Consider the following 17,885-nt stretch of genomic DNA (forward strand, 5'->3'; position numbering starts at 1 on the left):
TATTTTAATTTTTCTAAACAGAGCTTCTATCATGGATTTCCTAAACGAAATTCACAGTTTTAGATATAAGTTAGCAATGAGCCTTAAGGTTTCCTCCTTCACTCTGGGAGAATTTACTTACGTTTCCACCTCAGACCCTAATAAGGACTTTGTAATAGGCGAAGAAGATGGGAAGAACTTTGTATTGCCGATAAACAAGGATTGCGTTAAATTTGAGAGCGACGTAAAGAAGTGCTTAGGTTTTGATTATTATTATAAGGAACAGTATCCTTGGAAGGAAGGCATTAAAATAGGTATTGTTGATAGAGTAGTGGAAATATTGAAGACTTTTAACGAGGAGAAAGAGATTAAGAACTACTTAATCAATCAGGAAATTGCACAATATGAAGGAAAAGATTACGCAATGCTTGAGGGAGACCTTTATTTCACAAATCCCTACGAAGAATTCCTCGAAAGGTTAAAAGATAACGACCTAGAGAAGGTAAAGATGCTTGGAAGAGTTTATCAAGAGGTTAAGAATTTTCTGGACATGCAAGTTGAAAACTCAAAAGCTGAAGACGTTTATAAGGAAATCGAAAGCGAACTAATTAAGATTGCAAGGAAATACGGCGTTGAGGTTGATTATGGGAACTCTACGAGGCTTTACCCAGATGAAAGGATTTCTGAAGACGAAGAACACGTGGAAGAGGAAATAAAAGAGCCAATAAACGTTAACTCTTTGTTAGCTAAGATAAGAGCAAAGAAAGTAATGGAGAAGAAGGATGAATTTCTTAACTTCCTCTTAAGTAAGGAAGGCGAATTTAACGTTTGGGGAGAAGTAAGGGGAAGAGGAATAATTCTAGACGAGATGAAGGATAAGAACGCAACTCTCTTAATAACTTCTCCTCAGGAACTGGAAATCAACATAGGCTTATCCAGGAGGATTTTTGTTCCTAAACCTTCAATTCTATTTATAAAAAGAGATTCAGCCTATTTTGAAATTGCCCGATAACTAAACACTGCCCATTATTCTAGCTACAACGCTCTCAATAGGCTCATCCTCTTTCCCTAAAGCCCTAAGATCCTCAATGCTTCCTTGCCATACTACATTACCTCTGGAAATCATAATTACGTGGTCTGTTAGTCTTGTTGCTATGGACATTATGTGTGTTGAGATCAAGAAAGTTGACTTCATGCTCTTTAAAATACCTATAACTTTTTCCTGAGTAGGAATATCTAAATAGTTTAATGGCTCGTCCAGTAAGACAATCTTTGGCTCATGAAGGAGAACTAAAGCTAGAGAAAGCTTCTGTTGATTTCCTCTAGAAAGTTTCCCTGCTTGAATCCTCTCATATTGCCTTAAATCAAGTAAGTCTAGCATTTCATCAACTCTCTCTTTTGGAACTCCCCTTAAAGATGATATATATTCAAGATTTTCCCTCACTGTTAAAATCCTGTAAGGCATCGGGTCTTCTGGAAGATAACCTAAAACCTTCTTAACTTCTTTAGTCCCTGGCCTCATTCCCATTATTTCAACTTCACCGTAGTCGGGTTTTAAAAGTCCTGATAGGATTTTCATAGTAGTAGACTTTCCTGCACCGTTAGGACCTAATAATGCATATCTTCCTTCGCAAGGGACGGAGAAGGATAAATTATTTAATGCTACGACTGAACCGAACCTCTTTACGACGTTGCTTAATGAGATACACTCCATTAAATTAAATGTTTCCGTAGATTATAAAAAGTTTTTACAAACACAAGCCTTTAATTTCATAAAAAGGATTTTATTGTTGTTAACTTCTGAAAATCACGTAACTGAAGTTACTATCTTCTCCACTGTGGATTCCCAGTAAGAACTTGAGACAAGGAATGGCATAGATATTAACAAATAGAACACTGCGAGTGCAGGTATTAATAAGATGCAGAAGCCAGGAAAGAGAGAATCAATGAAAGCTAAAACTAGTAATGGAAATAAAGGAATTGATGATAATAACCCTATTAGAAACCTCATTGGAGAAACGTTTAGCGGAGCATTATACCTTTGCTGATAATATCTAGCGTATAAAGACATCATAAATATAGAACTCAGCGGTATAAAAACTAACAGACCTATTGCATCACCTATATAGCCAGAAATTAAGAAGAGGACTGCAAATGGAGAAAGAATTACCGCAACTGAGACAGCTTTACTTATCAAGTAATACCTAGCAAACTCTACTGGCGTCATAACGTTCAAGTCCAACCAAAGCGGTTCTGTTATAAATGAAGCACTAGCGATTAAAGTCATTAAAAGCCATCCTCCAAATAATATATAAAATGAAAGTGAAATGACACCTATAGCGTAACTCACGACTTTAAGAGCAATATAGAGTATTACTGCTACAACTGAAGAAGCTAAAAGTACTTTCCATAAGCTTACCCTCCTGGAGACGAAAGTACTCATTCCCATCCAATTAACCCTTCCTCCAATTTCAATTATTCTCAAATTCCTGACTAACGTAAGTACAAGAGGACTTGAAGATTTAAAAGAAATCTCCTCCTTAACCTCACCTTTCTCTGAAGATAACACTACGTTAGAGTAGGCCGAGAAATTAAACTTCTTTAAAGCCAAGAAGAAAACTCCAAAGGCTAACACAAAAGAAAGTACATAGCCTTCAAAATAACCGTAAAACATTGAAAGAGGACTAAGAGGAAAATGAAATAATGCAGATACCATCCATAGAACTATAACTAAATCGATTAAGATCTTCTTCTTATTATTCAAGTTATAAAGAACTGCAGGTAAAGTGGAAGATATTAAAGCGTATTCTGGAATTACTACAATCCCAAGAATGCCTAAAGCAACTATGAACCAATAAGTGAAGATTGAAAGGAAAATTACACTGACTAAAAAGCTCCCTATGATGAGGGAAGTAATTATCTTATCATCATCAAAAGGTAATAAAGCTAGAAAATCACTATCAGACTTGTTTACGAGACCAAACCTAGTGTTAACAGGAGATACTGCGACCATGCTCGTAAGATAGAATATTGATAAGTATGCGAACTCCTCACGGATACTAGCTTTCGAAAATGCATATGTTGAATATCCTAAATATCCTAAGAAAAACGCAATGAGTAGGTAGAAAGCCAAAGTTCTCTTAGGAATCCTTGAGAACACTACAAACTCTATCAATTTTCCAATATTTCCGGTAACTTTCACAATCTTAACTCTCATCCTAATTATAAAAAGCTTAACTTCGTGCATTGTAGCTCTATATGTTATCCTTCATCATCATTTTTACATAGCAAGTATGCTATTAATCCTGAAGACAATATACTCCAAGACGTCTTATTGATTGCATGCAATACCTAACCGAAACCTTTGCAAGGGTTTATCATGAAAATGTCACTATATAAGAAATTTATAAAAATAACTAGGAATAGTTTAGTGGTATTTATTAGAAAAGGAGGGATTAGTAATAGCTAAATTACTTCTCGTCAAAAGCTTACGGTAACGCTTAAGTAAGAAAGTTATAAACCTAAAGTTTTATATTTAATATGAAGCAGATGTCTAGAAACATTAAAATCATAAGGAAATATTTGGCAATAGATGAAAATAGAAATATTGTAGCTGAGGGTAATTCATGGGAGGAAATTGAGGAAATAATGGCTAAAAAAGGATATAGAAGAAATCAGTATGATATTTTGACCGTAGTAAAGCAAGAGAAGAGCTAACATGGGTAAAGAAATAGAGATTCCTTTCATTAACGCTGAAGGTTATTTTGTACCTTTAATTAAAGTAAGGATAAATTGCCAAAAAACTGGAAGCGAATTTCTAATATACGCATTACCGGATAGTGGTAGCGGGTTTTCTTTAATAAATAGAAGGACATTAAATGAATGTTTTATTAATCTGGATAACTACTATTTTGATGCAATAATGCTAACTAATCAAATCTATATACAAAGAGATATAAATTAAAATTTCATTTAATTGAACTTAGTAAAGATCTCGAAATCCCTGTCGCTATAGCCGATTTTGGTACTGTTGAAGGAGCTTCTCCGAGCTTAATTCTAGGTAGGGAAGATTTCTTTTCAAGCGTGATGATATGCTTTGATAAAAACTCTAAGTTGATTATAAAGAACTATTAGGTCTTAACTAATGAACCGCACTTTCCATTGATATAGCTGTTATATGTCCTACAATTCTTATTAGCTTAAAAAGTTAGATCCTATTATGCCTCCACTAGTGCTCGGAATTAATATGAAAGTACTATTAATCTTATATGTTAGCAAAATTACAAGAAATTTTCAATCCTAAAATTAAAAATTATTTATATATAAAACACAATATTACGCTTTGTAAGAACGCATGCGGATTAAATTAATAGGAAGAATATCTACTCTATATAACAGTTATACCATCAAGGGATATTATATGAAGAAAATTGTAATCGTGGGTAGCAGTGTACTAATTTTAGTGATATTTTTAAGTATTTTACTATTATCATTACATCCTCTAAATATTACAACTCCTGTTAAAATATCAGAAAATAAATCAAGTATCATTTCCCAAGAGTATTTTTCAATTCTTGGAAGTTATAAAAGCGACAGCGAATACGCAATGGGAGAAATATACTTAAGCAACTGTTCATATTTTGTTTCACCCTTTCTCTGGAATTTAAAATACGCTGACGGAGAAACAAACATGACATTTAAAAATGGGGTTTTGTACGTCGACATTAACTTTTCTAATTTTAAGAAAATAAATCCCAATATCCCTGTTGATGGCTACCCTGGACTCATGTACGGACATGAAGGATGGTTCCCATTTGCAGGGACGACAATAGAGAACCCTTCCTTCACTTTACCTAAGAAAGCATGTAGTTTACCTAACGTCACTTCTACCTTAAACTTTAGTGTTTGGATAAAAGAAGGAAAAATAGACGACTTTTCTTACGATATTTGGCTAACCCAGAACCCAAATGTAACTTACTTAGCTTACCCATCAATAGAGCTTATGATATGGCTTTACCATAACGAGAGTTTATCCTCTTATTTTATAAAAGAAGGAGAAGTTGAGGTCACCTTATGCATAAACGGTACATCAGTTAAATGTGTATTCACTGTTTACATTTTACCTCATACCGGTTCCTCAAACGGATGGATAGGCGTTTATTATTTGTCACACAAAAACTTGGAAGGGAAAGTAAGTATTCCTCTTACTTTCTTCATAAAGAACGAATTCCAGTGGATAAATAAAGTATTTGAAATAAACGAGAGCTCTTATTACCTTGACGGCGTTCAAGTAGGTATGGAATTTAACGACTACCAAGTAACTGCAGAACTTGGTTACACTCTATATTGCTGGATACTTAAGCCATCATATCTTTAAAAGTATTCTTCCGTCCCTAGAAGGATCGAAGAGAGCTTTTAACGCCTCCTGTCCTTGTTCTAAAGGATAGACTTTCCATACTTTCACTTTGCAGTCCTCACATTTGTTAAGGATTTCAGTAATCTCTAGTCTATTTCCTCCAGTAGTACCTATTAGCTTAGCATGGGATGAATATATGCGTGAAAGATCTAAATTAACACTTGCTCCAGTTATTCCTCCGAAGAACACTAACCTACTGTTTAAACCTAGCGTTTGAAGGCTTGAATCCCAAACTGAAGATCCAACGGAATTGACTACAACGCTAGCCATTTTACCGTTAGTTATCCTTGAAACTTCCTCCTTCATGTTATCGTAACCTATAACGTAGTCGGCCCCGAAGTCCTTAAGCCATCCTTTTTTACTTACCGCTATTACTGTAGCTCCCATTCTCTTAGCAAACTGAACAGCAAATTGTCCTGTGTTTCCAGAGGCTCCGAAAACTACTACAGTGTCAGTAGCCTTAACTTCCGCAGTCTTTAATGCGTGATAAGCTGTTAATGCGGCGACAGGAATACTTGACGCTAACTCTTCACTCATGTAGTCAGGGACTTTGAAGACGTTCTTTTCCGGTACTGTGACGTATTCCGCATAACCTCCGTTAGTTATTACGCTCATTATACCTCCATTTCTGCACAGCATTTCCATGGAGGATAAACACATGTCACAAATGCCATCGAAGATTCTGTTATAAACAATTACTCTGTCTCCAGTCTTTACACCTTTAACATGGTCTCCTACTGCATCGACTTCACCGTAAACTTCAGCACCTGGGATGTGAGGCAGCGGTTTTACCGGTAGTGCATTAACTACGAAATAGTCAATGGGATTTACTCCAGTCATCTTAACTTTAATTCTAACATCATGAGAACCTACTTCTGGTATTTGAACGTCGTCTAGCTTTAGATTATCTATTCCGCTTCTTTCGAAAACTAGAGCTTTCATGATTAATTATTTCTCCTTATTATTTAAGTAAATTAAGTTAATGAGAGTAAACTTACTTACGATAGTAAATTATCTTAACTTAAAAATATGCAAGAAAAATTTTTCCTTATTTTTCTAATTCTTTCTTTTCCTTCTCTATAGAATCTAAAGCTTCCTTCAAATCTTTCTCTATTACAGTTAAAATTTCCAATTTTACTTGAGCAGGCAGGTTTTCCAACAGTTTTTCTACAGCTTCATCAGATACTTTAGATCTATTTTTCCAAAATTCCGTCTTTTTCTGTTCTCCTACGATTTGCCTTACTTGCTCTGGAGATAAATATCTTAAAGCTTCTCTGTAAACTTGCCTTCTAATATCTTCACTCATGTAGAATGTATAGCGTTTCATATCAAGTATATATGAAAAATAAAATTTAAACTTTTCTATTTTAATTCAAACTTTTTCGAGACATAATGATTTTCAATATTCTAATAGAAACTTGCCAGAATACTCTAGATAATATACCTTCTGAAACTTTAAAGAGTAAGATCTTCTCATGCAGATGGTATTTGTGTAATGAATATTACTACTCTTTAAACTACAGTCAAGTATAATTTATCCTTGATAATAGACAGATTACTCACGCAGACTATTTTTCTATTGACGACTTTTTATTATTTAAATAATAAAGGCCTATTAAGAATTATGAAAAACTATCATGCTAGCACAAAACTTTTAAGCTAATTAAAGAATTATTTAGGGGAACCCTAATGGGAATAGATCCTAATTACAGGACTACAAGGAAAGTTGTTACAGAAATTCAAGGAATAAAAGTATACGACCCTTACGAACCTCCTAAAAAGCTAGGAATATGGGGGACAATAGTTGGGGTAGACTTCGACTTATGTATTGCTGATGGATCTTGCATAACTGCTTGCCCCGTCAATGTGTTTCAATGGTATGATACGCCAGGTCACCCAGCATCAGAAAAGAAGGCAATGCCAATAAATGAACAAGCTTGTATATTCTGCATGGCTTGCGTAAACGTTTGTCCGGTCGCCGCAATTGATGTTAAACCACCGTGAAATTACCCCTAATTTTATCATCTCTCTCTTTTTATTCTCTTTATGATAAAGGATTTTAAACTAAAGAGAAGTTACCTAACCTTAAGTTCCGCCCTTTACCCAGAGGGAATCTCTTACATAAATAAAATAAAGGTACTATTCGTGGGGAAGGATTACTGTAAAAACGCATTTGAGGACGTCGAAAGAATAAAAGAAGAAGGAGAAATCATTTTCATTACTGCAGCAAAAAATTACGTTTTTAAAGAAACAGATTGGGGAGAGCTCTTTATTTCTGCGGGCATAGGAGAGAGCGGCGAAGACGCGGGTTGCACAATAAATATTTCCGCCTTTGTAGATTACCCTCTTAATATAAACGGACTAGTAGATTTAGTAAGGACAATAACAGAAGCTAAGAGCGGCGCGTTAAGGGACATGAATTTACCCTTCACAGGCACAGTAAGTGATGCAGTTGCTGTAGGTAGTATTGGAGGAAATGACTACTTTGCAGGACCTGGTAGTGAATTGGGAAAGAAAATAAGTAGGGAAGTAAGAGAGAGGTTAAGGATACTGATTAAAAATTGAATGTACTTACCTTGAACTATAACCTAGTTGTATATCATGACCATGAAGTTGCTTGAAGTACTAAGCACCACGTTTATAGACATGAGTTAGAAATTAAAAGCCTAAAGAGAATATTTTATTATGGGATTAGTTTACGTTGATGGTATTGTTAAGAATAATGGCATAACTGAGAAAGTCAGGTTTCTTATTGACTCAGGAGCTTACTATACGGTATTAAAGAAGGAAGTGTGGGAAAGACTTGGTTTAAAAGAGATTTCGAAGGTTTCCTTAATTCTTGCAGACGGCACAACAATTGAAAGGGGAGTTTCAGAAGCTATAATTGAACTTCCTCCTTATGGTGAAAGACATTCTCCAGTTATCTTAGGAGAAAGTGAAGATGAGAACTTGTTGGGAGTAGTTACTCTTGAGATTTTCGGGCTAGTTCTTGATCCCTTGAAGAGGGAGATAAGGCAGGGGAGGATTATTCTTAAATAATTGGAGCCTCATAATATTATCCGTTATATAATTAAAAAAGACGATGTGAGAATTTTTATATATTACTTTAACTCTGCTGGAGTTATATTTATAAATATTTTGGCACAATATTCAAAATCCTTAGAGATTTTTTCTACAAGCTCTTCAGAGTTCACTGCAGTGTATATAAACCTGGGTCTACCTCCTTTAGAACTCTGGTCTTTCATCCTCTGTACAAAACCTATTGACAGCAGTTTATTCAATGATCTATTAACTGAGGCCTTGCTTAGCTTCAGAGAAGAAGCTAGATCATCTTCGTTCTTAGGCCCATTTGTTATTAACTCCTTAAGCACTTTAAAGTCAGTGTCTGAGACGTCGTAACAGAAGAGTAATGCATCTAGTAACCCTACCTCTTTCCCCGATGGTAGCCTAACTTTTAACTTTTGCACTTCCATACCTAATCATGATATATATGATAAAAACATATATATAAATCTTTGTATAAATTAGTAAAATATTAATTTATTTGATTGTTTAGAATATACTTAATAAAAGATTAAAACGTAATATCTAGAGTTGAGAGTGTCTTTGAATCTTAATAGATTGCAGGCATTGACGTTAATAGCGTAAATTCATTTCCCGACTATCCTCAAGAATTAATAAGAAACCTTAAGTCCAAATTTCATTCTAAATACTAGAATTTGGAGAAATAATCAAAGATTACATTTAGATCAATTGAATAACAGATCCAAATTAAATTAGGAAAGAATATAAAGTAGTTTGTACAATTATTATTATGCCACAAACTTGTCCTATGTGCGGAGCAACTTTAAGACCAGATTTAAATTATTGTGAAGTATGCGGTGCAGATATTACAATATATGATCAAGTTCTACAATCAATAATGAACTCACAGCCTTTCCAAGGTCAAGTATTTAATCAAGCACAACAATTACCTCAAGATATTCCTCAGCAACCCGTTCCTCAACAACAAGGAATTGCTTGTCCAAACTGCGGGCAATTAAATCCCCCAGACGCAAAGAGATGCATGTACTGCGGTGCAGAACTTCATAAGCATCATCACTTATGGTGAGATAAATGCCTCAATATAGAATATTAGGTTATGATATGCAACACATAAGAGTTTTCTTAAATGACGGAGAAATGATTTACGGAGATGGAGGTCACTTAGTTGTAAAATCTCCTACAGTGAATATAAATTATGCGGCACAAGGAGGTATACTGAAGTCGTTTGAAAGAGAGCTGACCGGTAGTAGGTTCTTCGTAATGCAAGTTTACGGTCCTGGAGTTACAGAGTTCTCGTCCTTCTTACCGGGAAGAATTGTTAAAATAGATTTAAACGGTAATGGAATAAGGGTTGAACATAACTCTTTCCTGTTTGCTGAACAAGGAGTTCAGTATTCTGCAAATTTAGATAAAATATCTGTAGGTTGGCTAGGCGGTGAAGGATTATTAATGGCGCACTTCTCTGGACAAGGCTCAGTTTTCATTCACGCCTTAGGTGGAGTAAGCAGTTACGTTCTACAACAAGGAGAAGAAATTGAAGTTGAAGAAGGACACTTATTAGCTTTCGACGACACAATGCAGTACTCAATGACTAGAGCAGGAGGAATAAAGACTATGCTATTCGGTCACTTTGAGAAGGAAGGAGCCTTCTTCATTAAATTAACGGGACCAGGAAGAGTGTGGTTGCACAACATATCGTTAGAGCAATTAATAGCAAAGCTAAACTTAATGGCTGGAGGTAACGGAGGAGGACCTGCACAACCTCAAGGTCCTTCATTTAATATCCAATTATGAAAATCTCACAAGATTCGCCTCCTTTTTTCAGTTCCTTGCATAGTATCAAATTATCGTCATATGCGTTAAGTAACTCTATAACGGAAAATCTAACCTCATCTTCCTTGAAAATCTTATAACCTAAACTAGTAAACAGAGAAACTGCAACCTTATTCCAGTCCCTTGTTGAGGCTAAGGAAATACCTAAGCCATTTCTAACAAAGTAATCCTCAGCTCTCTTTACCAATCTTTTGCCTATACCTCTGCCTCTATAACAAGGAAGTACTCCCAGATAAAATATTATTCCTGCATTTCCGTTAACTTTCAGTTCAGCAAAGCCTACGATTTCTTTCCCTTCCTTCTCTACAATAACCTTGGAACTCTTTAAATTAAGTAGAGCATAATAAGAATCAAAAGGAGAAAGGCTCTTCTCCATAACTTCCTTCAAATTCATAGCATTGAACCTATGAGTGAGAATAATGAATCTTCAGGAATCATGCCTGCGTAAGGCATTAATCCTCCTGTCATTCCCATAGACGAAAGTAGAGAATTGTGCAAAGTATAATCATCAACCATTCCGGGCAATGATAATAAACCGCTATGTCCTGTTTCTACTCCAAGAAAACCAGGGGATTGGCATAATCTTACCGTGTAAGCAATGTTAGGGTATGTAGTCATGAAGGAAGGGTGAATTACTTGTAGGACACCTAGGTTTTGTCCCATAAACGGATAAGATTGAAAACCCATACCTCCAAAGAAACCCAATAATCTCTGCATTATACCTCCTAAACCGAAGCCTTGAAAAGGGAACGTTGCATATCTGCCTCCTAAACCTATTGGTGAATTGCAAAGAGCTTGCATCATAAAATATATATTCTCATGGAAATTTTTAAATGTTAAGACGTTTTAGTATAGTGATACATATTTACGAGGAAGTGCTTTAGTATAGTAAAACATTTTTACGTTATCTTCAACTTATTACTGTGAACATTGAAGAATTAAAAAGGATTTTAAATGACCAGAAGGAATACCTCCAATCTCTGGACGAGGAGAAGATAATAGAAAGGGAACTACCATTTGACGTTAGTCCTTACCTCTTAAGACCTAACGTACTGTCAATTTTAGGAGTTAGGAGATCGGGTAAATCGACATTAGGTTACCTCCTTGTGAGAGGGAAGAAATTCGCTTACGTGGATTTCAGTGACGACAGACTTACGGAATTCAACGATTTTGACATGCTTACTAGGGCTTTCTACGAAATTTACGGTGACTTTGATTATATTTTAATAGACGAACCGCAATATGCCAAGGGCTGGGAATTATTCGTTAATAAAATAGAAAAGATAAGAGGGTAATAGTTACTGGAAGTAGCTCAAGCCTACTTTCGGGAGAACTATCAACTGCACTTACTGGGAGACACGTTGATTTAATCCTCTTCCCTTTTTCTTTTAAAGAGTACTTAAAATACAAAGAAGTAAACATAGACGTTTACTCTACCAGGTCAACTTCACTAATAAAGTCTCACCTTGAAAGTTACTTGAGAGAAGGAGGGTTCCCTGAAGCAATTTCCTTGGGAAGGAGGATAATTCCCTCAATTTATAACGACATCCTGATTAAGGACGTAGTAAGTAGGTATAAAGTGAGAGACGTAACAAAATTTAAAGAGTTTGCGAATGCAGTAGTAAAGTATTTCTCCTCAGAGGTCTCAATAAGGAAGTTATCTTACAACCTTGGAGTAAGTACTGCTACAGTAGAGGAATGGCTTAGGTATATACAAGAGTCTTATCTAATTTACCCAATTAAGAGGTACAGTAGGAGTCCAAGGAATTTTAACACTTACAGGAAAGTTTACGTCGTAGACCCCGGAATAATTAACTATTTGTCGCCGTTTTCTTACGGCGGTATAATGGAGAACGCTGTTGCAATTCATTTGCTTAGGAAGAACCAACTTGATGGGGTTTACTACGTGAGAGGTGAGGATTATGAGGTAGACTTCTTTGACGAGAAGGAAGGAGAGTTAATTCAAGTTTCTTATTTCTCTTCTTTAGACGAGCTTAATAAGAACGAGATTACTTCACTAATAAAAGGTAGCGAAGCTCTAGGCATTAGCAAACTTAAGATAATAAGCTGGGACTTAGACGACGAGATAAACGTAGAGGGTAAGAAGGTTAAGATATTACCTTTATGGAAATATCTGATCTAGAGCTAATGTGTTCAGATAATCACGTGATATAACTCTAACCTAACTAGGGCATAAATTTTCCTTATTAAAATTTTGTCTAGACTTAAGAAATTTTATAAAATTCTAACTAGCAGTTTTACCTCAAACTTGTCCAATTTCTTTGTACGTCTTTTCAGATCTACTATATATTAGCATAAAATTAACGATTAAAACTTCAATTAAATGTGTTTATTTCATAGGAATGATCAAGAAACAGCATATAATTATTTTATCATAGTAATGAAAAGAACTAAGGTTTAATCAAGTGATAAATAATGACGTGTTCCTCGTATAGAATATTAGTAGATCTAGAATATCTAGTAAGGAAATTTGCAGGTAGTAAATATAGCAGTAAGAGAATAAGAGAAATACTTAAAGATCTCAGTAAAGATCCAGACTCGTTTAACCTCTTTCTGGATATCACATGTGCTATAGAGCAAGAAAAGGGAATATAAGGTTAGTTATAACTATTGATAGGAATACGTGCTGTATAATAATATGGGAAGTTGATTGGAGAGAAAGAATATATGAAAGATTAAAAATATATGTCCAGAACCCAACAAAATAATTAAATTTATTAATGAAAATTGTAAGAATTTTTTGTGTTTTTCATCTTTTCATCAAGAATCTTTTCAAGTTCATCGAAATCTTCCTTATTTTCTAATGCAACAAAGTTCCTTCTCTCAAATTTTACTTCCATTAATCCTTTTTTTACTTCCATATCATATACTTTAATTTAAAGGTTATAAAAATAGTGACCTATAATCTGTATTTCTAACATTATATTTAGAATAACAAAATCTCTGTATATCTTTCATATAGTACTTTTAGAGTTAGAATAATAAGTTACATAATAAATACTGTAAGTATTTAGTTTTTGATATATATAATAATTTAAACTAAAATAATTGCCTTAATCGACTGCAAGAATTCCAGCCTTAATCCTCAATTCATTAAACTCATCAACTGCTAAACCTGCAAGCTTTGCTGCATTATAAATATCTCCAGTCTCGATGTAGTACTCAAGGGGTATCCTCAACTTTGGGGGTAAAGAATTAATAAAATTCCAGTCAGCAGTCTTCCTCCTAATTTCCCTAGCCTCCTTTTCCGCTTTTATCATTTCATCAATGTTCATGGTTTAACACTTTCTAATTTTAAGGTTTTATTACTTTTCCGCATTCAATTCATCTAAAGCTTATCGTTCCCACTAACGGTTTGACTCTCATCCTATTGGCAGTAGTGCACAAAAATTCTCTGGCTAGAGTATTGATACAGTAGACAAATTAGTACCTTTCCCTAATCGAGGTAGAACAATCCTACAAGATCTTTAAAAGAGGTCGCCGATTATCTCTCCTAGCAAAGATTTCGATTGTTTCTACTACCTTTAATTCTCTCGATTTGAATTCACTCATTTGAGAGAATTGAAAGCTTATAAAATAGCCATAATTGGGAATAGGCATCGTTAAGATACTATTCTCTTCGGCTAAAATACATCGAACTCTCTTTTACTCCCATGGAGAGTTTTCTTATTTATAAGCAAATAACTACATTATGCATAGATATCATTAATTTTTAATTTAATTAATAAATAATCCTTATATTTTGTGAGATAGACATATACTTATGGAATATCTAATTATCGGGAGCGGTATAGCAGGATATAACGCATTAAAGGAGCTAATCATGTTGGAGCCTAATTCAAAAATAACTATGATCTCAAGCGATAAATATTACCCATATGATAGACCACCCTTATCTAAACAGTATTTGAGGGGAGAGATAGATCGTAGTGCACTATTCTTTGAAAGCTCAGACTTCTACAGGAAAGAGAATTTGAGATTAATACTAGGCAAGAGCGTTGAAAAAATAGATAAGAACAACGCAATTTTAGATGATGGTACTACAGTGAGTTTTGATAAGGCATTAATAACTACTGGGGGAAGTCCAAGGAAGTTAGGGGTTTCAGTGGAGAACCTTAATGGAGTGCATTATTTAAGAACTTTAGACGACTGTGATTCAATTAAAAGGGACATTGTAGAGGGGAAGAACGTAATAATAGTAGGCGGAGGTTTTATAGGCATAGAAACAGCCTCTAGCTTAACCATGTTAGGGATGAAAGCTAAGGTTCTTGAGATTAAGCCTTATATATGGAATACTTTTGTTGATGAGAAAATCTCTCGTTTTATTCAGCAGTATTTTGAGAAGAAAGGTGTAGAGTTTATACTGAATGAAGGTGTTAAGGAGATTCAAGGTAATAATAGAGTAAAATACGTCACTACTAATAGCGGTAAGAAGTTGGAAGCCGATTTAGTTTTAATTGCAGTAGGGATACTTCCTAACGTCGAAATAGCCCAAAGAAGCGGTATTAATACAAATAACGGAATACTCGTCAACGAGTACCTAGAAACCAGCATGAAAGATGTTTATGCTGCGGGAGACGTAGCTAACATTTACGATCCAATAGAGAGGAGGAGAAAAAGGATAGAACATTGGAACAATGCAGATTATACTGGAAAGCTAGCAGCAAGAAATATGACAGGCAAAAGAGAAGCTTACAACTTCGTTTCATCTATCTGGTCTGATATATTCGACTTGCACATAGAATCTGCTGGAGATACTATGAACTATGACGAGTATATTATAAGGGGCAAGTTCGAATTTGACGGGCCTAATTTCAATGTTATATACTTAAAAGACAATGTAGTAAAGGGTTATCTAGCAATAAATAGAGACTACAGCGAACTTGAGGTATTAAATAAGATGATAGAGAAGAAAATAGATGTTTCTGGGAAGAAAAATTCATTAAAAGATGAAAGTTTTAATTTGAGGAATCTCATTGAATCAAAATAAAGAATAGCAGTTGTTCCATTTTAACGTAGCTTAAAGATTTTCATTAGGCCTAGTGCACTCCCTAAACGTATTTCAACGAACCCGAGGAGCTCCTCAGGTTAAGGGAGCTAGCCAGTTCCCTTACTGTATTAACAACCATAGCGAAGAGGAGCAAGTAACCTTGTAGCCTACTCCTCTTGAGGAAGAGTCCTGCATACCTAAAGCCTTGACGTCCCTGTGAAACTTCTCTATCCCCCACTAATCCTCCAAGTAGCCTCTATTTCTTCATCGCTCAAGTTAAGGTCAGTAGAATACAAGTTGAGCCTATTACCTTATATACACTAGAATTAACAATTTTACTGTAAAGAAAATGACTAGGAAGTCAACTTTACCAGAATGGAGAAAGAGACTTTTAGGGGAGCAACTGCTTATAGCGTTAATTTTACTCGAGCTGTTTTTGAGCATTATATTTATTTTAATTGGATATCTCAAAAGCAATATATACTTTAGAGGAGTCGGAGTCGGTTTAATAATTGCTTGGGTAACAAGTGCCGTAGCGTATTTATTTAGGATATTTAATAATAGAAATTGAAACTAAAAATACAATGGATCCCAAAGAATTATGGAGATTTATGCTATAATGATCTTGGTTTATGCATTGAGTATAATCTAAAATTATTCTTCTCTTTCTATTTAATATTTATCTGTTATATTTTTTCTTAAAAGAGATTTTTATTTCTTAGGAATAGTTTCATTTGAGCAAAACTCGCAGAATATTACTATGTAAGTCCCTAATATATTCTTTAGTAATTCTACTCAAATTGCCTAAAATTTGCTGATTGTATATTCTTCAAATCTATACGTTTTTGGACACTTATTAATTATATATGTTATTAGAGTTCATTATTTTGAAATCTATAATGGAGGTTTCATCTCCCTATATTTTCGTTATAAATTTTTCTTTACTAGTTAAGTAAAGTGAACTTTACAGAGGGTTTTTAAATGTAAATCTGCTTTATTCGCATGTGATAAATGTAATTCATGTTTGGAAATATTACGACAAGATACTCGCAAATGAGGATATTACAATGGAAGTCAAGAAAGGAGAGTTAGTTGCATTATTAGGCCCAAACGGTGCAGGAAAAACAACACTGGTTAAACAAATATACGGTGAATTAACGCCGACGAAGGGAGAAATACTTGTCTCGGGAAGTAAAATAAACAATAACATAAAGAAGAGGATGGGTGTAATACCGCAGGAGTGCACTCCTTACGCTACTCTTTCAGTTAAGGACAACATTTACTACATGGGGAAAATAAAGGGAATGCACAGCGAAAAAGCGAGAGAAAGGACTGAAGAACTTCTGAAAAAGCTTGAGTTAAAGGAGTACGAGAACAGACTGGCGGAGTATCTCTCCGGAGGACTGAAGAGGAGAGTATTGTTAGCAATGGCTTTAGTAAACGATCCTGACGTGGTAATCCTAGATGAGCCGACAACAGGTTTAGATCCTGAAGCTAGGAGAGAAGTTTGGGAAGTCTTAAGCGAGCTGAAAAAAGAGGGGAAGGCAATGCTTTTAACCACCCATTACTTGGATGAGGCAGAAAGGCTAGCGGATAGGATTTACTTTATAAATAGAAAAATAATAATGGAAGGTACACCGTCAGAAATAAAGAGTAAATTCTCCTCCTATTACGAGGTTATAGATTACTCTACCGGAAAGACTTATTACGTTAAGGAGGAGGAAGTTGCAGACTTCATTAGAGGCATTAAAGGGAAGTTTGAAGTTAGGTTACCTACTCTAGAGGAGATTTACCTTAAGGTGATAAATCATGATTAAGGAATTCCTCAATTTAGTTATAATGAGACTTAAGACTGCAAAAGCTTACATTGCCTCACTAATCTTCTTTTCTGTCTTCTTCCCAATAGGGCTTTTACTAATGATGGGAAGCGTAGCAAGAAGCTCATTTTCCATTTACATTATAGCTGGGACTATCACCTTTTACATAGCAGTTAGCATGATAAACAGTGTTGCTCAGCAAATAGGTTACGAAAGAGAGACCGGAAGAATCTCACTCATGATATCTTCCGGAATTCCGATGCAACTAAGCGTATTGGCAATTGCGCTCTGTAGCGGACTGCAAACAATTGTCGTAACTCCGTTAATGATTTTTGTAGGCGACGCGTTCCTTGGTATAACTCCTCTCTGCATAGCTACTCTAGCCTTAACCTTATTACTTTCATTAGTGCTGGGCTCCATGTTGGGAGCATTCTTGGCATTTCTAATAAGAAGTGTTAGAGCAATAAATCAATACTCAAACATTCTTAGTTTTACATTAGCGTTCTTTGCTCCCGTTTACTATCCTCCATGCGTAATTCCTTTGCCTTTTAGATATCTAACATATTTAGAACCAACAACTTACGTCTCAAGAGCAATATACTACTCCTATTTAGGTCAAGGACTTCAAGCATTGATCTGGAATTTAGGGATTGTCATATATTCAGGAGTGTTAATATTTGGAGTTACTTACCTAATAAAGAGACAGTAGAACACTGGTGCTTTCAGAAAGTTTACAGCTTTAGACAAATGACGTAACACTATTTCATGGTCTGAGATTCAAAAT

At 35.0% G+C, this 17,885-nt stretch carries 23 protein-coding genes and 3 pseudogenes; 16 read left to right on the forward strand and 10 right to left on the reverse strand.

Translation table 11 applies throughout. The annotated features are described in order from the left end of the window. Nucleotides 1-31: 31 nt before the first annotated feature. Nucleotides 32-991 (forward strand): hypothetical protein, encoded by a 960-nt coding sequence (locus tag HS5_RS03795; RefSeq protein WP_236752845.1) that lies wholly within the window; start codon nucleotides 32-34, stop codon nucleotides 989-991. Here HS5_RS03795 and HS5_RS03800 read toward each other — a convergent pair whose 3' ends face one another. Both HS5_RS03800 and HS5_RS03805 read right to left on the reverse strand, forming a co-directional pair. After that, the gene (locus HS5_RS03800) at nucleotides 992-1,693 is read right to left on the reverse strand and encodes an ABC transporter ATP-binding protein (protein ID WP_236752846.1); all 702 of its coding nucleotides are present in this window, start codon (nucleotides 1,691-1,693) and stop codon (nucleotides 992-994) included. It lies immediately after the preceding gene. 93 nt (nucleotides 1,694-1,786) lie between these two features. Further along, on the reverse strand, nucleotides 1,787-3,181 hold the full coding sequence (locus HS5_RS03805) for a hypothetical protein (RefSeq protein ID WP_236752847.1): 1,395 nt from the start codon (nucleotides 3,179-3,181) through the stop codon (nucleotides 1,787-1,789). Nucleotides 3,182-3,528: 347 nt separating this feature from the next. Between HS5_RS03805 and HS5_RS03810 the strand changes: the two genes are divergently transcribed. The 3 genes and pseudogenes from HS5_RS03810 (at nucleotide 3,529) to HS5_RS03820 (ending at nucleotide 5,356) form a co-directional block, all read left to right on the forward strand. Then, complete coding sequence (locus HS5_RS03810; protein WP_236752848.1) at nucleotides 3,529-3,696, forward strand: hypothetical protein; 168 nt, start codon at nucleotides 3,529-3,531, stop codon at nucleotides 3,694-3,696. Nucleotide 3,697: 1 nt separating this feature from the next. Next, a pseudogene (locus HS5_RS03815) lies at nucleotides 3,698-4,113 on the forward strand (conjugal transfer protein). 286 nt (nucleotides 4,114-4,399) lie between these two features. Beyond that, nucleotides 4,400-5,356 carry a hypothetical protein gene (locus tag HS5_RS03820; RefSeq protein ID WP_236752849.1) on the forward strand — a complete coding sequence of 319 codons (957 nt, stop codon included), beginning with the start codon at nucleotides 4,400-4,402 and terminating at the stop codon, nucleotides 5,354-5,356. On the opposite strand, the gene HS5_RS03825 is transcribed toward HS5_RS03820, so the two are convergent. Together HS5_RS03825 and HS5_RS03830 are read right to left on the reverse strand one after the other, a co-directional pair. Continuing rightward, nucleotides 5,345-6,337, reverse strand: coding sequence for an alcohol dehydrogenase catalytic domain-containing protein (locus tag HS5_RS03825; RefSeq protein ID WP_236752850.1), 993 nt, complete (start codon nucleotides 6,335-6,337; stop codon nucleotides 5,345-5,347). The two genes, HS5_RS03820 and HS5_RS03825, sit on opposite strands and share 12 nt — an antisense overlap. A gap of 106 nt (nucleotides 6,338-6,443) precedes the next feature. Next, a complete protein-coding gene (locus HS5_RS03830) occupies nucleotides 6,444-6,722 on the reverse strand; it encodes a hypothetical protein (protein WP_236752851.1) in 279 nt (92 codons plus the stop codon). Nucleotides 6,723-7,084: 362 nt separating this feature from the next. Between HS5_RS03830 and HS5_RS03835 the strand changes: the two genes are divergently transcribed. The 3 genes from HS5_RS03835 to HS5_RS03845 all read left to right on the forward strand — a co-directional run bounded on the left by HS5_RS03835 (nucleotide 7,085) and on the right by HS5_RS03845 (nucleotide 8,434). Beyond that, nucleotides 7,085-7,399 (forward strand): ferredoxin family protein, encoded by a 315-nt coding sequence (locus tag HS5_RS03835; protein WP_013776751.1) that lies wholly within the window; start codon nucleotides 7,085-7,087, stop codon nucleotides 7,397-7,399. 42 nt (nucleotides 7,400-7,441) lie between these two features. Next, nucleotides 7,442-7,960 carry an adenosylcobinamide amidohydrolase gene (locus HS5_RS03840; RefSeq protein ID WP_236752852.1) on the forward strand — a complete coding sequence of 173 codons (519 nt, stop codon included), beginning with the start codon at nucleotides 7,442-7,444 and terminating at the stop codon, nucleotides 7,958-7,960. A gap of 120 nt (nucleotides 7,961-8,080) precedes the next feature. Continuing rightward, complete coding sequence (locus tag HS5_RS03845; RefSeq protein WP_236752853.1) at nucleotides 8,081-8,434, forward strand: aspartyl protease family protein; 354 nt, start codon at nucleotides 8,081-8,083, stop codon at nucleotides 8,432-8,434. Nucleotides 8,435-8,496: 62 nt separating this feature from the next. On the opposite strand, the gene lrs14 is transcribed toward HS5_RS03845, so the two are convergent. Continuing rightward, nucleotides 8,497-8,868: an HTH-type transcriptional regulator Lrs14 gene (lrs14, locus tag HS5_RS03850; RefSeq protein ID WP_236752854.1), complete on the reverse strand. Its 372-nt coding sequence runs from the start codon at nucleotides 8,866-8,868 to the stop codon at nucleotides 8,497-8,499. Nucleotides 8,869-9,209: 341 nt separating this feature from the next. Between lrs14 and HS5_RS03855 the strand changes: the two genes are divergently transcribed. Both HS5_RS03855 and HS5_RS03860 read left to right on the forward strand, forming a co-directional pair. Beyond that, nucleotides 9,210-9,506 (forward strand): zinc ribbon domain-containing protein, encoded by a 297-nt coding sequence (locus tag HS5_RS03855; RefSeq protein WP_236752855.1) that lies wholly within the window; start codon nucleotides 9,210-9,212, stop codon nucleotides 9,504-9,506. A gap of 5 nt (nucleotides 9,507-9,511) precedes the next feature. After that, on the forward strand, nucleotides 9,512-10,234 hold the full coding sequence (locus HS5_RS03860) for an AIM24 family protein (RefSeq protein ID WP_236752856.1): 723 nt from the start codon (nucleotides 9,512-9,514) through the stop codon (nucleotides 10,232-10,234). Here the strand turns inward: HS5_RS03860 and HS5_RS03865 are convergent. Both HS5_RS03865 and HS5_RS03870 read right to left on the reverse strand, forming a co-directional pair. Next, nucleotides 10,218-10,667, reverse strand: coding sequence for a GNAT family N-acetyltransferase (locus HS5_RS03865; protein WP_236752857.1), 450 nt, complete (start codon nucleotides 10,665-10,667; stop codon nucleotides 10,218-10,220). The two genes, HS5_RS03860 and HS5_RS03865, sit on opposite strands and share 17 nt — an antisense overlap. Then, on the reverse strand, nucleotides 10,664-11,077 hold the full coding sequence (locus HS5_RS03870; RefSeq protein WP_236752858.1) for a hypothetical protein: 414 nt from the start codon (nucleotides 11,075-11,077) through the stop codon (nucleotides 10,664-10,666). Before HS5_RS03870 ends, HS5_RS03865 begins: the two co-directional genes overlap by 4 nt. A gap of 119 nt (nucleotides 11,078-11,196) precedes the next feature. Here HS5_RS03870 and HS5_RS14480 point away from each other — a divergent pair, with 119 nt between their 5' ends. The 4 genes and pseudogenes from HS5_RS14480 (at nucleotide 11,197) to HS5_RS03885 (ending at nucleotide 12,889) form a co-directional block, all read left to right on the forward strand. Further along, complete coding sequence (locus tag HS5_RS14480; protein WP_256445566.1) at nucleotides 11,197-11,568, forward strand: AAA family ATPase; 372 nt, start codon at nucleotides 11,197-11,199, stop codon at nucleotides 11,566-11,568. Next, nucleotides 11,568-11,617 (forward strand): annotated as a pseudogene (locus HS5_RS14485) (hypothetical protein); the annotation flags it as partial. The gene HS5_RS14480 and the pseudogene HS5_RS14485, both read left to right, overlap by 1 nt. A 133-nt stretch (nucleotides 11,618-11,750) precedes the next feature. Beyond that, complete coding sequence (locus HS5_RS03880; RefSeq protein ID WP_236753457.1) at nucleotides 11,751-12,416, forward strand: DUF4143 domain-containing protein; 666 nt, start codon at nucleotides 11,751-11,753, stop codon at nucleotides 12,414-12,416. A gap of 293 nt (nucleotides 12,417-12,709) precedes the next feature. Further along, on the forward strand, nucleotides 12,710-12,889 hold the full coding sequence (locus HS5_RS03885) for a hypothetical protein (protein ID WP_236752859.1): 180 nt from the start codon (nucleotides 12,710-12,712) through the stop codon (nucleotides 12,887-12,889). Between the two features lie 122 nt (nucleotides 12,890-13,011). On the opposite strand, the gene HS5_RS03890 is transcribed toward HS5_RS03885, so the two are convergent. Both HS5_RS03890 and HS5_RS03895 read right to left on the reverse strand, forming a co-directional pair. Continuing rightward, nucleotides 13,012-13,155 (reverse strand): hypothetical protein, encoded by a 144-nt coding sequence (locus tag HS5_RS03890; RefSeq protein WP_236752860.1) that lies wholly within the window; start codon nucleotides 13,153-13,155, stop codon nucleotides 13,012-13,014. Between the two features lie 192 nt (nucleotides 13,156-13,347). Continuing rightward, nucleotides 13,348-13,569, reverse strand: a complete 222-nt coding sequence (locus HS5_RS03895) for a hypothetical protein (protein WP_236752861.1) — start codon at nucleotides 13,567-13,569, stop codon at nucleotides 13,348-13,350. A 488-nt stretch (nucleotides 13,570-14,057) separates the two neighbouring features. Here HS5_RS03895 and HS5_RS03900 point away from each other — a divergent pair, with 488 nt between their 5' ends. Further along, the gene (locus HS5_RS03900; protein WP_236752862.1) at nucleotides 14,058-15,284 is read left to right on the forward strand and encodes an FAD/NAD(P)-binding oxidoreductase; all 1,227 of its coding nucleotides are present in this window, start codon (nucleotides 14,058-14,060) and stop codon (nucleotides 15,282-15,284) included. 20 nt (nucleotides 15,285-15,304) lie between these two features. Here HS5_RS03900 and HS5_RS03905 read toward each other — a convergent pair. After that, nucleotides 15,305-15,626 (reverse strand): annotated as a pseudogene (locus HS5_RS03905) (ISNCY family transposase); the annotation flags it as partial. A 647-nt stretch (nucleotides 15,627-16,273) separates the two neighbouring features. Between HS5_RS03905 and HS5_RS03910 the strand changes: the two are divergent. After that, entirely contained in the window at nucleotides 16,274-17,101 is an 828-nt protein-coding gene (locus HS5_RS03910) for an ABC transporter ATP-binding protein (RefSeq protein WP_346729557.1), read from the forward strand. Then, nucleotides 17,094-17,810 (forward strand): ABC transporter permease, encoded by a 717-nt coding sequence (locus HS5_RS03915; RefSeq protein WP_236752864.1) that lies wholly within the window; start codon nucleotides 17,094-17,096, stop codon nucleotides 17,808-17,810. The genes HS5_RS03910 and HS5_RS03915 overlap by 8 nt, the downstream gene beginning before the upstream one ends. The last annotated feature ends 75 nt before the right edge of the window (nucleotides 17,811-17,885 follow it).

The sequence above is a fragment of the Acidianus sp. HS-5 genome (assembly GCF_021655615.1).
GTDB lineage: Archaea > Thermoproteota > Thermoprotei_A > Sulfolobales > Sulfolobaceae > Acidianus.

Excerpts from the sequence above, each read along its gene's own strand:
- HS5_RS03820 (WP_236752849.1), top strand. The coding sequence starts at position 4,400 with ATGAAGAAAATTGTAATCGTGGGTAGCAGTGTACTAATTTTAGTGATA.
- lrs14 (WP_236752854.1), bottom strand. The coding sequence starts at position 8,868 with ATGGAAGTGCAAAAGTTAAAAGTTAGGCTACCATCGGGGAAAGAGGTA.
- HS5_RS03855 (WP_236752855.1), top strand. The coding sequence starts at position 9,210 with ATGCCACAAACTTGTCCTATGTGCGGAGCAACTTTAAGACCAGATTTA.
- HS5_RS03835 (WP_013776751.1), top strand. The coding sequence starts at position 7,085 with ATGGGAATAGATCCTAATTACAGGACTACAAGGAAAGTTGTTACAGAA.
- HS5_RS03840 (WP_236752852.1), top strand. The coding sequence starts at position 7,442 with ATGATAAAGGATTTTAAACTAAAGAGAAGTTACCTAACCTTAAGTTCC.
- HS5_RS03845 (WP_236752853.1), top strand. The coding sequence starts at position 8,081 with ATGGGATTAGTTTACGTTGATGGTATTGTTAAGAATAATGGCATAACT.
- HS5_RS03900 (WP_236752862.1), top strand. The coding sequence starts at position 14,058 with ATGGAATATCTAATTATCGGGAGCGGTATAGCAGGATATAACGCATTA.
- HS5_RS03825 (WP_236752850.1), bottom strand. The coding sequence starts at position 6,337 with ATGAAAGCTCTAGTTTTCGAAAGAAGCGGAATAGATAATCTAAAGCTA.
- HS5_RS03885 (WP_236752859.1), top strand. The coding sequence starts at position 12,710 with ATGACGTGTTCCTCGTATAGAATATTAGTAGATCTAGAATATCTAGTA.
- HS5_RS03865 (WP_236752857.1), bottom strand. The coding sequence starts at position 10,667 with ATGAATTTGAAGGAAGTTATGGAGAAGAGCCTTTCTCCTTTTGATTCT.
- HS5_RS03895 (WP_236752861.1), bottom strand. The coding sequence starts at position 13,569 with ATGAACATTGATGAAATGATAAAAGCGGAAAAGGAGGCTAGGGAAATT.
- HS5_RS03800 (WP_236752846.1), bottom strand. The coding sequence starts at position 1,693 with ATGGAGTGTATCTCATTAAGCAACGTCGTAAAGAGGTTCGGTTCAGTC.
- HS5_RS03810 (WP_236752848.1), top strand. The coding sequence starts at position 3,529 with ATGTCTAGAAACATTAAAATCATAAGGAAATATTTGGCAATAGATGAA.
- HS5_RS03915 (WP_236752864.1), top strand. The coding sequence starts at position 17,094 with ATGATTAAGGAATTCCTCAATTTAGTTATAATGAGACTTAAGACTGCA.
- HS5_RS03870 (WP_236752858.1), bottom strand. The coding sequence starts at position 11,077 with ATGATGCAAGCTCTTTGCAATTCACCAATAGGTTTAGGAGGCAGATAT.
- HS5_RS03860 (WP_236752856.1), top strand. The coding sequence starts at position 9,512 with ATGCCTCAATATAGAATATTAGGTTATGATATGCAACACATAAGAGTT.
- HS5_RS03830 (WP_236752851.1), bottom strand. The coding sequence starts at position 6,722 with ATGAAACGCTATACATTCTACATGAGTGAAGATATTAGAAGGCAAGTT.
- HS5_RS03795 (WP_236752845.1), top strand. The coding sequence starts at position 32 with ATGGATTTCCTAAACGAAATTCACAGTTTTAGATATAAGTTAGCAATG.
- HS5_RS03890 (WP_236752860.1), bottom strand. The coding sequence starts at position 13,155 with ATGGAAGTAAAAAAAGGATTAATGGAAGTAAAATTTGAGAGAAGGAAC.